This window comes from Arthrobacter sp. 179 (assembly GCF_052379645.1).
Taxonomy (GTDB): domain Bacteria; phylum Actinomycetota; class Actinomycetes; order Actinomycetales; family Micrococcaceae; genus Arthrobacter_H.
On the sequence record NZ_JBQSYU010000019.1, the window covers coordinates 23392 to 38975 of the forward strand.

The 15584-nt window shown below is 64.8% G+C and carries 12 protein-coding genes and 1 tRNA gene; 6 read left to right on the forward strand and 7 right to left on the reverse strand.

What is annotated here, in order from left to right; translation table 11 throughout:
• Positions 1-7: 7 nt before the first annotated feature.
• The 3 genes from ACT3UE_RS11735 to mptB (ACT3UE_RS11745) are packed head-to-tail and all read right to left on the reverse strand — an operon-like array spanning position 8 to position 4464.
• Entirely contained in the window at positions 8-1324 is a 1317-nt protein-coding gene (locus ACT3UE_RS11735; protein ID WP_444553716.1) for a glycosyltransferase family 87 protein, read from the reverse strand.
• The gene (mptB, locus tag ACT3UE_RS11740) at positions 1321-2928 is read right to left on the reverse strand and encodes a polyprenol phosphomannose-dependent alpha 1,6 mannosyltransferase MptB (RefSeq protein WP_444561540.1); all 1608 of its coding nucleotides are present in this window, start codon (positions 2926-2928) and stop codon (positions 1321-1323) included. Before mptB (ACT3UE_RS11740) ends, ACT3UE_RS11735 begins: the two co-directional genes overlap by 4 nt.
• Positions 2929-4464 carry a polyprenol phosphomannose-dependent alpha 1,6 mannosyltransferase MptB gene (gene mptB / locus ACT3UE_RS11745; RefSeq protein WP_444566763.1) on the reverse strand — a complete coding sequence of 512 codons (1536 nt, stop codon included), beginning with the start codon at positions 4462-4464 and terminating at the stop codon, positions 2929-2931.
• A gap of 240 nt (positions 4465-4704) precedes the next feature.
• On the opposite strand from mptB (ACT3UE_RS11745), the gene ACT3UE_RS11750 reads away from it, so the two are divergent.
• The 4 genes from ACT3UE_RS11750 (at position 4705) to def (ending at position 6490) form a co-directional block, all read left to right on the forward strand.
• A complete protein-coding gene (locus tag ACT3UE_RS11750; RefSeq protein WP_096223455.1) occupies positions 4705-4902 on the forward strand; it encodes a hypothetical protein in 198 nt (65 codons plus the stop codon).
• A 98-nt stretch (positions 4903-5000) separates the two neighbouring features.
• The gene (orn, locus tag ACT3UE_RS11755) at positions 5001-5618 is read left to right on the forward strand and encodes an oligoribonuclease (protein ID WP_444566764.1); all 618 of its coding nucleotides are present in this window, start codon (positions 5001-5003) and stop codon (positions 5616-5618) included.
• 150 nt (positions 5619-5768) lie between these two features.
• Positions 5769-5844, forward strand: a tRNA-His gene (locus ACT3UE_RS11760).
• Positions 5845-5911: 67 nt separating this feature from the next.
• A complete protein-coding gene (def, locus tag ACT3UE_RS11765; protein ID WP_086998112.1) occupies positions 5912-6490 on the forward strand; it encodes a peptide deformylase in 579 nt (192 codons plus the stop codon).
• An 85-nt stretch (positions 6491-6575) separates the two neighbouring features.
• On the opposite strand, the gene ACT3UE_RS11770 is transcribed toward def, so the two are convergent.
• Positions 6576-7196: a hypothetical protein gene (locus ACT3UE_RS11770; protein ID WP_444566765.1), complete on the reverse strand. Its 621-nt coding sequence runs from the start codon at positions 7194-7196 to the stop codon at positions 6576-6578.
• A 68-nt stretch (positions 7197-7264) separates the two neighbouring features.
• On the reverse strand, positions 7265-8746 hold the full coding sequence (locus ACT3UE_RS11775; protein ID WP_444566766.1) for a glyceraldehyde-3-phosphate dehydrogenase: 1482 nt from the start codon (positions 8744-8746) through the stop codon (positions 7265-7267).
• A 299-nt stretch (positions 8747-9045) separates the two neighbouring features.
• On the opposite strand from ACT3UE_RS11775, the gene ACT3UE_RS11780 reads away from it, so the two are divergent.
• Positions 9046-10044 (forward strand): ATP-binding cassette domain-containing protein, encoded by a 999-nt coding sequence (locus ACT3UE_RS11780; RefSeq protein ID WP_444566767.1) that lies wholly within the window; start codon positions 9046-9048, stop codon positions 10042-10044.
• Positions 10041-10856 (forward strand): ABC transporter permease, encoded by an 816-nt coding sequence (locus ACT3UE_RS11785; RefSeq protein ID WP_443427889.1) that lies wholly within the window; start codon positions 10041-10043, stop codon positions 10854-10856. Before ACT3UE_RS11780 ends, ACT3UE_RS11785 begins: the two co-directional genes overlap by 4 nt.
• Here ACT3UE_RS11785 and ACT3UE_RS11790 read toward each other — a convergent pair.
• Positions 10853-14113: a BTAD domain-containing putative transcriptional regulator gene (locus tag ACT3UE_RS11790; RefSeq protein ID WP_444566768.1), complete on the reverse strand. Its 3261-nt coding sequence runs from the start codon at positions 14111-14113 to the stop codon at positions 10853-10855. The two genes, ACT3UE_RS11785 and ACT3UE_RS11790, sit on opposite strands and share 4 nt — an antisense overlap.
• Positions 14114-14352: 239 nt before the next feature.
• On the reverse strand, positions 14353-15345 hold the full coding sequence (locus ACT3UE_RS11795; protein WP_444566769.1) for an IS481 family transposase: 993 nt from the start codon (positions 15343-15345) through the stop codon (positions 14353-14355).
• Between the last annotated feature and the right edge of the window lie 239 nt (positions 15346-15584).

Genomic DNA, 15584 nt, shown 5'->3' on the forward strand with positions numbered 1-15584 from the left:
GGCCCGCTCAGCGCCGCACGGGCAGCGTGAACCGGTCCGGCGTATCTTCCACCGGACCGCCGAGCGGGTCGTCGTCCCCGTCGGCGCGGACCAGATCCCGTGTGGGGTGCCTGATGTCCCCGATGATCTTCACACACAGGTAGATGACCATCGCCATATGCGCGGCGATGCCGGTGCCATAGGCGATTTCGATCCACGCGGTCCCCTCACCGAAGCTTCCCCCGCTGACAATTTTCGCGCTCATCAGCCAGACGGCCGCCCAGTGGTAGGCCTCCAACACCTGCCAGAGCAGGAATTCGCGCCAGCGCGGGCGGGCCAGGACGTAGAGCGGGATCAGCCACATGACGAACTGCGGGGAATAGACCTTGTTGAGCAGGATGAACGCCGCGATGATCAGGAAGGCCAACTGGGCCACCCGGGGCCGGCGCTGGGCGGTGAAACCCAGGTAGGCGATCCCCAGGCAGGCGAGCGCGAACAGGCCGTTGGACAGCAACGAGAACCCTTCCCCGTCCAGCCCGGTCCAGGTGAACGCCAGCCACATCGAGGAGAAGCTGATCTCCCGTTCGGAGGAGAAGGTATAGAAACGCGACCATTCATCGAAGGCGGTGAGCATGAACGGGACGTTGACCACCAGCCAGGCAAGCACCGCGGTGGATAGTGATTTCCAGAAGGCCGACATCCTTCCGCTGCGCCAACACACGACCAGGATCGCCCCGAAGAGGAAGAACGGGTAGAGCTTCGCCGCGGCGCCCAGCCCCAATAGGATCCCCGCCAGGTAGATCCGTTGTCGCGAGAACGCGAACAGCCCCAGGGTCGCGAACAACACGGCCCACAGGTCCCAGTTCAATTGGCTGGTCAGGATGATGCCCGGGGCCAGGGCGACCATGAGGGCGTCCCGACTGCGCTTGCGGGCACTGTAGGCGACCGCCACGACGATGATCCCCCAGCACAGGAAGGAGCCCAGGGAATTCAGGTCGAAGTAGGCCAGCTGCCGCTCCAGGCTGAAGCCGGTTCCGGGGATCATGAACGCGGTGACCCCGGCGATGACGGCCAGCAGGGCCGGGTACTCCAGCGCCTGTTCCTGGGGCAGCCCGGTGTAGAAGGGGAAGAGCTTATCGGCCAGCCCGCGGGTGCCGAAGAGTTCGGCAAAGTCCGAATAGCACATGTGGATATGCTGATCGGCCCCTGACCAGCCGTTCACCCGGCACCACTGTTTGCTCAGGACGGCCAGCACGGCGCCGATCACGGTGGCAACCAGCAACCAACCGATCACGGGCCTGGTGGCTTCGCGGGAGTTGCGCAGGGTCTTCAGTGGTGAAGTCACGACGCGGTGGCCTCGTTTCTGTTCTCGGTGGGATCGGGGCCGGTGCCCCGGGTGAAGATGAAGGAGGTCCTGGGGTCGGAGAAGACCAGGTACCCCAGATACAGCAGCCCGATCACGGCCGCCAGCACCCGGACCCAGAGCAGGCTGATCCATTGGGCGACGCTGAGCTGGTCGACGACCCCGACCAGGACCAGGACCATGCTGGCCAGGTACCAGAAGCGGGCCCAGCGGCCCTCATAGACGCGGGTGACCGCGAAGAAGGGGATCAGCCACAGCAGGTACCAGGGTTGGATGATCGGTGCCAGCAGCACCGTGGCCAACAGGGCCAGGGCGCTATAGAGCACCGGCGAGCTGGCCGGACGACGGAAGGCGAGCCAGATGGCCAGCGCGAGGGCCAGGACCTTGAACCCCGTGTAGACGCCATTGGCCGTGGCGGACAGGTTCCCCCCGGCTTGTTCGACCAGCCAGCCGATGCCCAACCCCAGCAGCCCCACCGGGGCGTAGGGGAAGGCGGCCGACCCCGCGGAGGCCATCGCCTTGATCCACCCGAACCAGAGGCCGGAGACCCAGCCCAGGAACGTCAGCGTCGCCCCGGAGACCAGGGCGGTATAGGCCCAGGCGCGCAGCCGCAGGGCGAGGCGTGCCGTGGCGGGCAGCATGGCCAGCCCGATGAAAGGCAGTGCGAGCACGACGACCGGTTTGATGGCGATGGCGGCACTGACGGCCAGCACCCCGGCGAACCTGCGGCCCTGGTAGACCCAGAGGAAACCCAGGAGCACCCCACCCATCATCAGGGCGTCGTTGTGGACGCCCCCGATCATCGTCAGCAGGAACAAGGGGTTCGCCAACGAGATCCATACCGCCCAGGTCGGATCCGAGCCCAACCGGTCGGCCAGCCGGGGCACCGCATACAGGCAGAGGAGCACCCCCGCCACGGCCAGCACGCGGAAGAGCAGCACCGCCAGCTCCGGGATGCCGCCGGTGACGAAATAGACGCCCTGGGCCGCCAGCAGGAACAGCGGTCCGTACGGGGACGCGGATTCCGCCCAGAGGCTGTCCGACCCCTGGGCGAACCAGCCCGGGAGTTGGGAGATCCAGTTCTCGTAGGGGCTCAGGCCGGCGTGCATGAGCCGGCCCTGTCCCAGATACGAATAGACGTCCCGGCTGAAGATCGGGAAGGAGAACAGCAGCGGCCCGCTCCAGAGCAGGACGGTGTTGCGCACCGTCACCACGGAGGCCCGGTTGTTCGGCCCCCCGCGCTGCCCGAAGCGCAACCAGGCACGGCACATGATCATCGAACCCAGCGCGAGCAGGATGGTGCAGACGATGACCCCTGCCGTTTCCACGCGCAACGGGTTCAGCAAAGTGGTGCGGGCGAACAGGGAGTCCTGGGACTGGGCCAACCAGCCCACCCCCCAGGAGCCGACCATGATCATCAGCGAGGCCAGGAACCCCTGGGCCATGGCCACCCCGCGTTTGGCCTCGTCGCCGCCGGCCAGCCGGTGCAGCAACGGCAGATGCTCGATGTAGTGGCGCAGCCCCCGGACCGCGTCGGTGAGCACTGCGGTGCGGGCCCGCGTCCGCCCGGGGTTTCCTGCAGCCATTCAGTTGGCTGCCTTGGGCCGCCGCAGCACGGTCCATGCGGCACGAAGGGAATCGCGGAAGTCCAGGAAGATGCGTTTGGTCCGGGGGTCCAGGAACGCCAGGTAGGCCATGGCGGCCCAGGAGATGCCGGTGGATAGATGCTTCACCCAGGGGTCCAGCCCGTCGAGGAACTGCCAGATGAAGATCTGGTCGGCGGCCCCGAAGGCGACGAAGAAGGCCACGGTGAAGTACACCCAGATCAGTTGCCAGTCGTCCCGGATGCCGGTGGCCGCGAAGAAGGGCAGCAGCCAGAGCAGGTACCAGGGCTGGATGATCGGTGACAGGACCACCAGCGCGGCGAAGGCCAGGGCAAGGCGTTGGACCAGATGGGAGTGGCTGCCACGGAACATCAAAAACACCACCACCGCCACCGAGACCAGCCGGGCGATGAGTTTCACCACGGGCAGCACCCAGGCGTATTCCAGGCCCAAGGTGTCCAGGATCCCGCTGAAGAAGTTCGTGAACATCCCCACGGGGGCGAAGAAGACCGTTCCGGTCCCGGTGCCCAGCATGACCTTCAGCCAGCCGAAACCGTAGCCGTTGACCCAGCCGATCAGGGCCATGATGCCCAGGCACAGCCCCAACGTATAGGCCCAATAGAGGAAACGGCGTTTCCAGGAGGAGCCGGGCCCGGCCCAGAGCAAGCCGATGAACGGCAGGATGACCATGGTGATCGGTTTGATGCCGATGGAGGCGGTGACCAGCACGACCCCGAGCACACCGCGGCGGGTGGCTGCATAGTAGGTCCCGGCCACGGCCAACCCGACCATCAGGGCGTCGTTGTGGGCGCTGGCGATGAAGCTGATCAAGAACAGCGGGTTGGACACGGTGATCCACAGGGCCTTGGCCCCGGGCACCTGGTGCAGCCCGGCCAGCTTGGGCACGTAGACCATGCAGAGGAGCACCCCGGCGAAGGCCACGAGACGGTAGAGCAGCACCGAGGCGTCCGGGGAGGACCCGGTGACCATGTTCACGAGGCGTTCGATCGTCAGGAACAGCGGGCCATACGGGGTTTCGGATTCCGCCCAGGTGACATCGGCGCCGAGCTGGAACCAGTTCGACAGCGTGGAGATGCCATCCACGTAGGGGTCCTGCCCGGCGGTGACCAGCCGGCCCTGTCCGATGTAGGCGAAGACGTCCCGACTAAAGATCGGCAAGCAGAGCAGCAGCGGCGCCCCCCAGGCCCAGCAGGCCTGTCTGACGATTCGCAGGGAGCCTTCGGCCCAACCGGCGAGTTCCTGCCCCAACCGCAGCCAGGCCCGGAACATGATCCAGCAGCCGACCGTGAGCACGACCGTGGAGGTGATCACCCCCCACTGCTCGGTGCGTACGGCAATGAGCAGGTGGTCCCGGTTCAGCGGTGAGACGCTCGCCAGCCAGCCGATGCCGTAGGAGCCCAGCAGGACCAGCATCGCCCCAATGAAGCCCTGGACCAGGACCGCCCGGGTCCCGTGGTCCATGCGGCGGGTCCCCGCGCCCGCCTCGACCCTGCTCATCGCCATCGGCTCGTTTCCGTCGTTTGCCCTCTCGGGGCTGCGCCAACCCATCACCGCGGACGCTGAGACGACCGGGCTCCGGGGCCGGCGGCCCGCTCAAATACTCACCCGATGTTAGCATCGCGTCTTCCCCAACAGGCGGCACGACGCCGGATCCCGGGTTCTCCGCCGACGGGACCTAAGGTGGTATCTGCTGCCGGGATCCTCCGGCGGGACACGTAGCTGACGGAAGGGGCTTCAGTGGGTCGGCACGCATCGAGCGGAGGCAGCACCCCCACCCGGCAGAAGGCTTTGCTGGGATGGGGTCTATTCATCGCCCTTTTGGTGGTGGTCGTCTCTCCCCTGCTGGGGCTGCACGCCCTGGCCGCTGCCGCCCTGGGCGTCACCGCGGGCGTCGTCTTCGTGGTCCTGTATTTCCTCAGTGGCCTGACCACCTAGGACGCCCCACCCCTGCCGTTCACCGTGGGGGTCGCCGAATCCGGTAGATTGGGGCTGTGCCTATTTCTGCTGAAAACATTGTGTGGATCGACTGCGAAATGACCGGGCTGAGCCTGGAAGCCGACGCGTTGATCGAAGTTGCCGTTCTGGTTACCGACCCGGAATTGAATATTCTCGGTGAGGGTGTCGATGTCGTCATCAAACCCGAAGCCCAGTCGTTGGAACAGATGAATGACTTTGTGCGCCAGATGCACGTCACCTCGGGGCTGCTCGAGGAACTCGACGCCGGCGTCGACCTGGATACCGCCACCGAGCAGGTCCTCGCCTATATCCGCCAATGGGTCCCCGAGCCGGGCAAGGCCCCGTTGGCTGGAAACACCATCGGCACCGACCGGAACTTCCTGGCCCGTGATATGCCCGGGGTCATCGACCACCTGCACTACCGTGTCATCGACGTCTCCACGATCAAGGAATTGGCCCGGCGCTGGTATGCCCGCGCCTACTTCCAGGCTCCGCCGAAGACCGGTAACCACCGGGCCCTGGGTGACATCCGTGATTCGATCAACGAACTGCGGTACTACCGCAAGGCGGTCATGGTTCCGGCCCCCGGCCCCGATAGCAAGACGGCCAAGGAAGCTGCCCGTTCCGTGGCAGCCGAAAACGCTGCCCCTGAGGGTTCCGGGGCCGACGCCACGTCGGGCCCCCACACCAACTGAACAACCACAGGGAGTGATCCCTGCCACAGTTCGGCGCGGGCGTGTCCCCATGTCGCAAGCCCTGCCGAAAGTGTGTAAACTAGTATTCGTTGCCCGGACCTCCCCGGTAGGAATACCGAAGGTGCGGGCACCGCGTTGAGAGACGCAATGGTGGGTATAGCTCAGTTGGCAGAGCGTCTGGTTGTGGTCCAGAAGGTCGCGGGTTCAAGCCCCGTTACTCACCCCAACAGCCGCCCCGGATCATTCCGGGGCGGTTTTTTGTTCGCTGTCATGATCACCAGCAGGAGGCACAGATGCCCGTCCGTCCCGTCGTCGTCTACGGCGAACCCGTCTTGCACTGCCGTGCCGCCGAAGTCACCGCCTTCGACGATGACCTGCGGGCACTGATCGCCGATATGTCAGAGACGATGCACGCCGCCAACGGTGTCGGTCTGGCTGCCCCTCAGATCGGGGTGGGCCTGCGGCTGTTCACCTACACGATGGAGAACGACGACGGGGTCCCCTCCGAGGGTGTGCTGGTGAATCCGCGGATCGTGCTCGGCAAGGTCTCCGGCGCGCAGCCCGACCCCGACGAGGAGGCCGAAGGTTGCCTGTCGGCCCCCGGCCTGTCCTTCCCGCTGAAACGTGCGGACTATGCCCGGGTGATGGGCTACGACGGCGAGGGGAACCAGCTCGACTTCGAGGCGACCGGCTGGTTCGCCCGGATGTTGCAGCACGAATACGACCACCTCGACGGCTACCTCTACGTCGATAAGCTCAATACCAAATGGGCGAAGCGGTGGAAGAAGGCCAAGAAGTCCTTGGACTGGGGCGTTCCGGGGAACTCGTGGCTGCCGGGGGTCGATCCCGACCCGTTTGGGCACGATCACTAAGCGCGCCTTCAGACTGCCCATGAAAGAGCCGGTGCCCACCCCGACGGATCGGGGTGGGCACCGGCTCTTTGGCACGGGTGTCCGGCTACTTCGCCGAGGCCACCTGGAAGACGTCGCCCTTGGCGCGGCACGGCTTGGCCTGTGAGGCCTGGTCCGCACTCAGGTTGATCTTCTTGCCGGTGAAGGTCACCTGCTGACCCACGCGGATGGAGGTTCCCCCCACCGTCACGGTCGGCTTGCCCTTGCTGTTCAGCGTGGTGTCTTCGGGGAAGACGAGCAGTGTCGGGGGACCCTGCTGATTGACGGCGTGGAAGCAACCGTGATCGGCAATGATCAGCTTGGTGTTCAGCGAATCCTTACCGGAAGCCGACGCGCCGGTGGAGACCACGGCAATCTTGTGCTCCTTGTTCTTCACGGTGTCCAGAGCCGACGTGTCCTTGGCCGGGGCGGCCTTCGTGGACTTCGTGGCCGGCGCCGAGGAGGAGGACTTCTCCGCGGTCTCGGTTTCCGATGCCGACGAGGCAGCACTGCTGCTCACCGGTGCCGAGCTGGAGGCTGCTGCCGAGGTTTCCTGCGTGGCCGGCGCCGACGATGAATCGTCGGAGCTGCCCGTGGAGGAACATCCGGTGGCTGCCAGCAGTACCGCGAATCCGGCGGCGGTGACCCCCAGTGTGCGGCGTGCTCGGCTATCGATCCGACGATCCATGCTCTTGTCCTGCTTCCTGCCCGGTGCGTGGGCTGGTGATCCGGTGCCACTGATGGCGCCGGTGGTGATTACACGGTGGCTTCTGCCTCGACCGTGATGTCTTCGGTTTTTTCTACTGCGGGGAAAGCCACCGGGTGGGTTCCCGCCAGTTCCTCGATGACGCGAACCACCTGGCAGGAGTAGCCGAACTCGTTGTCGTACCAGACGTAGACGACGGCGTTTCGGCCGTTGGCGATGGTCGCCAGCCCGTCGACGATGCCGGCGCGGCGCGAACCGACGAAATCGGTGGAGACGATCTCCGGGGAGTCGATGTAGTCGATCTGCTTATGCAGTTCGGCTCCCAGCGACGTCTGACGCAGGTAGGTGTTCAGCTCTTCCTTGGTGGTGTCCTTCTCCAGGTTCAGGTTCAGGATCGCCATGGAGACATCGGGGGTGGGGACGCGAATCGCGTTTCCGGTCAGCTTGCCCTCGAATTCGGGCAGTGCCTTCGATACTGCCTTCGCGGCACCGGTTTCGGTGATGACCATGTTCAACGCCGCCGACCGTCCACGACGGTCTCCCTTATGGAAGTTATCGGTCAGGTTTTGGTCGTTGGTGAACGAGTGGACGGTTTCCACGTGACCGTGGGTGACACCGTATTCGTCGTTGATCGCCTTGAGCACCGGGGTGATCGCGTTCGTCGTGCAGGACGCCGCGGAGACGATCGTGTCGTCGGCGGCAATGTCGCCGTGGTTGATGCCGTGCACGATGTTCTTCACATCGCCCTTGCCCGGAGCGGTCAGCAGGACCTGGGATACGCCCTTGGCCTTGAGGTGCTGGCCCAGTCCTTCGCGGTCGCGCCAGCGGCCCGTGTTGTCCACAACGATCGCCTTGTCGATGCCGTAGGCGGTGTAGTCCACGGTGGTCGGGTCGTTGGAGTAGATGACCTGGATCAGGGTTCCGTTGGCGAGGATCGTGTTGTTTTCCTCGTCGACGGTGATCGAGCCTTCGAAGGGTCCGTGCACCGAGTCCCGGCGCAACAGCGAGGCGCGCTTGACCAGATCGTTCTCGCCGTTCTTGCGCACCACGATGGCGCGCAGGCGCAGTCCGTAGCCGCCGCGCTCGATGAGGATGCGCGCCAGCAGCCGTCCGATGCGTCCGAAGCCGTAAAGCACGATATCGCGGGATTCGACGTCGGTGCGCCCGGCGCCGCCGGCCCTTTCGGCGAATTCGGCGGCCAGGAAGTCCTGCAGCACGGCGCCGTTGCCCTGTTCGTTGAATTTGCGGGCCAGCCGGGCCAAATCCACCGAGACCGCACCGAGATCCAGTGAGTCAAGGCCCTGGAGCAGGGGAAGTGTTTGGGAGGGGGAGAGTTCCACGCCGTCAATATGGCGGGCCACCCGGTGGGCCTTGAGGATGTCGATCGGGGATTTGTTGATGAGCTTGCGCCCGTAGATGGAGGTCACCACATTGTTCTTGCGGTACAGACGCCCAATCAGGGGAATCATGGCCTCGGCGAGTTCCTCGCGGCCGCTCCATTCGTTCTGGGCGGCGACAGACTGCTGGGTCACTTTTTGTCCTTCCAATTCAGCCGGCAGGGATCCACTAGCCGGTTGGCACCGCGAAAGCACCATTGCAGATACGGTTGGTTGGGGTCCGAGATTCCTCTCCCCCCGGGGCTGAGCCCACCTCCATTCTAGGTTGTTGGCCCCCGATCACCGCATTGATGCCGGTGAACTCACTCACATGACCTGAAGAGTCCCTGAGGTCCATGTCAGGCCATGACAGCGCGATGACAGGGTCTTGACAGTGGCGCACCCCATGCTGGTTTCCAACAGTGCACCGCACGACAGCATGAAAGGAACCAACCATGGAAACCACCCACGACTGGGCCATTGAAGCCCACGGCCTCATCAAGACCTTCGGCACTCATCGAGCCGTCGACGGCGTCGACCTCCACGTCAAAACCGGAACCGTCTATGGGGTCCTCGGACCCAATGGTGCCGGGAAAACCACCACGATCAGCATGCTCGCCACCCTTTTGCGCCCGGACGGCGGACAGGCGAAGATCTTCGGGCACGACGTCGTTGCCGAGGCCCAGATCGTCCGGCAGCTCGTCGGGGTGACCGCCCAATTCGCGTCCGTCGACGAGAAGCTCAGTGCGACGGAGAATCTCGTCATCTTTTCCCGTCTCCTCGGTCTGGGCCGGCGCGCCTCGCGTGTCAAGGCCGAGGAACTGTTGGAGGAGTTCGGTCTGAGCGAAGCAGCCCGCCGGCCGCTGGCAAAGTTCTCCGGCGGAATGCGCCGGCGGCTGGACCTGGCGGCCAGCCTCATTGCCCAACCTCCACTGATCTTCTTGGACGAACCCACCACCGGGTTGGACCCCAGGACGCGCACCCAGATGTGGGAAACGATCCGCCGGCTGGTCGCCGGAGGATCCACGGTCCTGCTCACCACCCAGATGCTCGACGAGGCGGACCAGCTGGCCAGCCGCATTGCCGTCATCGACCATGGCACCGTCGTCGCCGAAGGAACACCCGATGACCTCAAAGCCTCCATCGGCACGGCCTCCTTGCAGCTACGCCTGCAGGATTCCGCCGACGTGGGCGGATCGTTGGAGATCATCCACCGGGTGCTGGGAGTTCAGGGAACGGTCTCCCCCGAAGCCGCCCGGATCACGGCACCGATGACCGGCGTGGATCGGGTGACCGACCTGTTGGTTGAAATGCGGGCTTCAGGGATCACCCTGGCGGAGATGAGCGTCCAGAAGCCCACCCTCGACGAGGTCTTCCTCGGTATTACCGGACATCCCACCGCAAGCGACGACACCGACGCCGATGCCGACGCACTGGCAAGGATCTACTCATGAGTACAGCCACCATCATTCCCGGCGCCGAACGCCAACTCACGAACCACACCTCGGCGGCCCAGACACTACAGAACACGCTGACCATGGCCTACCGTGGCCTGCTGAAAATCAAACGGACCCCCGAACAGCTCATCGACGTCACCGTTCAACCGATTCTGTTTACGCTCATGTTTACCGTCCTCTTCGGCGGAGCGGTCGCCGGGGATACCGCCAGCTATTTGCCCTTGCTCATCCCCGGCATTCTGGTCCAGACGGTCATTACCACGTCGGTGGTCACCGGCACCCAGCTGCGCGAAGACATGGACAAGGGGGTCTTTGACCGTTTCAAGTCCCTGCCGATCGCACGGATCGCCCCCTTATCGGGAGCGTTGCTCGCCGACACGGTGCGTTATGCGATCGCTACGACCTTGACCTTCGCGATGGGGTACCTGTTGGGGTACCACCCGCAGGGAGGGTTGTCTGCCGTGGTGATGGCCGGGCTCTTGGTCATTGCCTGCTCCTGGGCCATCAGCTGGATCTTCGCCTTCTTTGGTGTCGTCGCCCGCAGCGCCTCCAGCGTTCAAGGAATTTCCATGATCGTGCTCTTCCCGTTGACGTTCCTGTCCAATGCCTTCGTCCCGGTGGACACGTTGCCGACCTGGTTACAGGGTTTCGTCCAGGTCAATCCGGTGTCCCACCTGGTGAGCGCCGTCCGAGACCTCGCCAACAACGGGGTCGTCGGAACGGATCTGGTCATGTCATTGATCGGGGCTGCTGTCATCGTGGCCGTTTTCGCCCCGTTGACCGTGCGCGCCTATATGCGCAAGGCCTAATCCCCCGGTCGGTGTTCTTGGAGGGCGCTACGGACCGTGTCCTGACGCAAGAGCGTGAGGGCACGGTCCAGTGCTTCCTGCAGGTCGAGCCCATCCACGCGGAGTCGGGCGGCCTCCAGTGCACCCGCCCCGAACCTACCGGCGATATGTTCAGAAAAAGTGCGTACGTTCAGGCTCGGGAGGGTCTGTTGGACCCCGATCCGGGTCGCCAGGGCCAGCAGGTCCAACCCGTCGAATTGCCGCTCCGGGAGTAGCCCCGGCCCGGTCGGGCGCAGCAGCCAGGCAGCAATCGCCATCAATCCGGAGCCCGAGACGGGCACATCGATGGAGGCGCCCTGGAGCCGGTGCCTGGCCAGGATCCCCGAGCGCAGCCGGCGAACCGTCGGCAGGGACCACGATGCGTCGGTCTCCGCTACCCTCATATGGGCCAGGACGGCCCCCGCTGCCAGAATCTGATACCACGGATCGTGCTCCCCGGGCCCCTGCGTCTGGAGCGCTTGCCGGTAATGCGCCAACCCGAGTTCCGTCTGCCCTGAAGCCAGCTCCACCTCGGCCAGCCCGGAAAGACCCATCCCCTGCCGGCCGCCGGCGCCAAAACCCGGGGTGCTTTCTTCGGTGTTCATTCCGTCAAAGATCCGGGCGGCCACCTCATAATCGCCGCCGGAGAGCCGAGCCATGGCCTCCAGCCAATCGAGTTGGTCCAGATCGGGATGGGCGCGTAGGGCACGTTGGCCAGCTCGGGCCCGTTCAATCCAGTCCAGGGACCGCTCGGGGTACCCCAGCTGAACGTGCAAAGACGCGATGGATTGGGCCGTGGACGCCTGACTCCACAGATGCCCGTCGGAGACTGCCAGATCGTAGGCCTGCAGAAGACCCGGCAGGGCCCGGTTGGTGTGGCCGTCATTTTCTGCCAGATGGGAGGTCAAGAGCAAGGCAAGCGCCTTCACGGCAGGATCAGGGGAGCTGACGAGGCGGGCCAGCTGGGCACGTCCGGCGTCCATGCCCTGCAGAGCCGCCACCAGCAGCCGGCTTGCCGCGGCAATCCGCGGCATCGAGGGTGTCGCCATCGCCAGGGTGTGCCGCAAACGTCCCATAGCCAACAGTGCGGCCCGCCGCTCGCCGAACGGGAAACCGGTCGCGGCCAGCAGATCGGACAACACGACGACGTCGAGGGTCTCGGGCGTCGCGCGGTAACCCACCGTGGCGTGTTCTACCGCTGCCCCGAAGGTGAACAGATCGGAGTTCGCCCCGGACATGGTCCAGAAGTAACCCATCACCCCGTAGAGGGTCAGGATCACCGAGGCGTCCCTGCGGTCCAACGCCTCACGGAGGATCGCCACCAGGTTTTCTTGTTCGACGGCAAAACCGGCGAAGGCCCTCCGTTGATCCCCGGAATCCAGTGCCGGCAACATGTCACGGCAATATGACACACCCCAGGAGGCCAGCGCCTGTTGCACCAGACCCCTTTCCCCGGCGCTATCAAGTGCGTGGGCGGCAAATTCGCGGACGGTTTCCAGCAAGCGGTAGCGCAGTTCCCCGGTACGTGACTCCTCGGAGACGGTCACCAAGGACTGCTCCACCAGGGCACCGAGCCCGTCCTCGATGTCATGCCCTCCGCCGGCCACGGCTCGTGCTCCGCCGGCACTGAACCCGTCGGCAAAGACCGAGAGCCGGCCGAGTAACTGCTGTTCGGGCGCCTCGAGGAGATTCCAGCTCCAATCGATCACCGCGGACAGTGTTTGGTGTCGTCGCGGAGCCGCCCGGTCACCGACGGTCAGCAGGACGAATCGGTCATCGAGGCGCTGCAGGATTTCCTGCACGGTCATCGACCTGACCCGCGCCGCAGCCAGTTCAATCGCCAGCGGCAGACCGTCAAGATGCTGGCAGAGCATCGAGACCTCAGCTGCCGGCAGGGACACCGCGGGCCGAGCAGCCCGAGCCCGTGCGGTGAAGAGCTCAACCGCCGCCCCGCCGGTTTCAGCCGGAAGTGGGCCAAGTGCGTAGATCTGTTCCGCAGCAATACGTAGTGGTGAGCGACTGGTCGCGAGCACTCTGACCCCGGGGCAGCTGGCGAGAATATCAGCAATCCAGCGGGCAGCCTGCTCGATCAGATGCTCACAGTTGTCCATGACCAGCAAGGTGTCACGTTCAGCCAGGAGACCAAGGATGCGTGCCCGCACATCGAGTCGTGCCGGCGCCTCCAACGAACCGATCCGTGGTGCCGCCTCCCGGATCCCCAGTGTTGAGGCCAGGGCGAGGCCAAGATCTTCCCCGGAAGCAACACCCGCCAATTCGACAAAGACAACGAAGGGCCCTGACCGTCCCGCAGCTGCTGCAGCTTCTTGGGCTAGCCGGGTTTTGCCGAGTCCGCCGGGCCCGAGGATGGTGATCAAGCGCCCGGTGCCCAGCAGGGAACTCAAGGCCTCAAGGTCCGCGGCACGGCCCACGAGTTCATTGGGAGCCGCACGGAGGCCGATATGGGGGCGATTCCCGCTGTGTTCGGTTTCGGCAGTCAAGAGCCGGGCATTGAGCTCCACCAACCGTGGCACCGGGTCGGTTCCCAAGGAATCGCGCAGCTCTCTGCGGTGCCGGGCAAAAAGTCTGAGTGCTTCGTGGGAGGCGCCGGCCGCGGCGTGGGCGCGCATCCGCAGTTCCAAGATTGTTTCGTCTGCCCCGGAATCATCGACGGCGTCGAGATCGCTGAGCGCCCCGGGCCCATCACCGGCAAGGATCCTGGCCTCGGCGCGCAAAGTGTGCGATTTGACCCGCAGTCCTTCCCAGCGGCTCGCCAGCAGCTCCCCCATTTCGCTCACACCCAGATCGGCGCCAGGTGCGGCACGCCGCAGGCCGAGGGCCTGTGTGATGGCCGATGCGGCGTTCTCTGCCTCACCGTGTTCCAGGTGGTGCCTGGCCTCTTCGGCCAAAAATTCTGCCCGCCCCAGATCGATTTCTCGGGGCTCGACCCGCAGCAGGTAGCCCGTGGCCGTGGATTCAATCAGCCCGGGGGCCAGCACCTGTCGTAGCCGGGAGACCAGTGTCTGGATCGAGGCCCGCGGGTCACGAGGTGGCGTTCCGGCCCAAATATCTTCGGCCAGTCCCCCGACCGATACCGATACTCCGGGTGTCAGGGCCAGCGCGACAAGAAGGCCCTTGCCGCGCACCCCTGGTGGTTCAACCAGGCCGTCGGAATCTCGCCCGGAAGCCAGCCCCGTGCCGAGGATCGCGACGCGTAGATGGGCTTCAGGTTCCGGGGGCACATCCCGAGCCTAGCAAGGACGGGCCCGGCTGAATCCAGTCCTCCGGCGCGCCGACCACAAACCATGGCTTCGAAGACATCTTCGATTAGACTGGGTGTGGCGGCGCCCCGTCTCTTGCGTCGCCGGCACGGTTCCCCCAGACCGTGCCCATCAACCGACCCTGCCCCTTCACCTCGGGCAGGGTCGGTTGCCGGTTCAGGGGCGTCCACCCATGGTCTCGTACAGACCCCACCCGTCATCTAGGTGTACTGATCAGGGACGTTAGTTAAACGATTGATGGGTGGCTGGTTCCCGATAGCGGTATGGGGCCTGTGGTGATTGTATTCATGAATCCAGGCCGGCAACGCGTCTCGACGGGTGGCCTCGTCGCCGTAGAACTTGGCGTAGGCCCACCCGTCATTCAGTGTCCGGTGGAACCGTTCGATCTTGCCATTGGTCTGGGGCCGGTAGGGCCTGGTCCTCTTGGGCTTGATCCCCAGCTCCCCGCAGGCATCGCGCCAGGCATGTGAGCGATAGGCGGAACCGTTATCGGATAGCACCCGCTCCACGGTGACGTCCCTGTCCGCGAACCAGGCCACGGCCCTCTCCAGCACGGCGATGGCCGTGACGGCCTTTTCATCATCGTGGATCTCGGCGTAGGCGATGCGGGAGTGGTCATCGATCACGGTATGTACGAACGCGGTACCCATTTTCGGGTTGTAGGTCGTATTGCGGGGCTTGTCCGGGGTCGCCGCACGGTTTTTGTCCCCTGCCTGTCGGCCTACGTATCGGTGGCCTCCACCGTCGGGGATGTTCCCGAACTTGGTGACGTCCACGTGGATCATGGATCCGGGATAAGGATGTTCGTAGCGGCGGATCGGCTCGCCGGTGACCCGATCGATATAACGCAACCGGTTGATGTGGCAGCGGACCAGCACCGCGTGCACGGTCGAGGCTGCCAGGCCCAGCCGGTAGGCGATCTGGACCGGGCCCAACCGTTTTCGCCAGCGCAGGGCAACGATCTTCTTCACCATGGCCTGCCTGGTGCGTGCCGGGCACGTCCTGGGCCGGCTGGTTTTATCGGCCATTGCTGCCGGGCCGTGGACCCGATAGCGCTCTGCCCAGCGTTTGGCCGTAGGCCAGGAGACCATGAACATCTTCGCCGCGGTGGACACGCTCCAGCGATCTTCGACGATGAGCCTGGCAAGTCTCAGACGTGCTTTCGGAGTCAAGGCTGCATTAGCGTGGGACATGAAGGCCTCCTGTTTGTGAAGCGGTTTCTTAGACAGCTCCACTCCACATCAGGGGGCCTTCTTCATCCCATTAATTCAGATCGTGTCGTGGCACGAGTTCAACGAACCTCCCTGGGCAGTACATCTAGGCCACAAAGGGGCACTGCGCATCTACACTGACGGAAGGTCCGGCATGTCGCCGTCAACCGACAACTGACTGGGGGGTTATGAGAATCGGGGACTTATCCCGCGAGCACCGT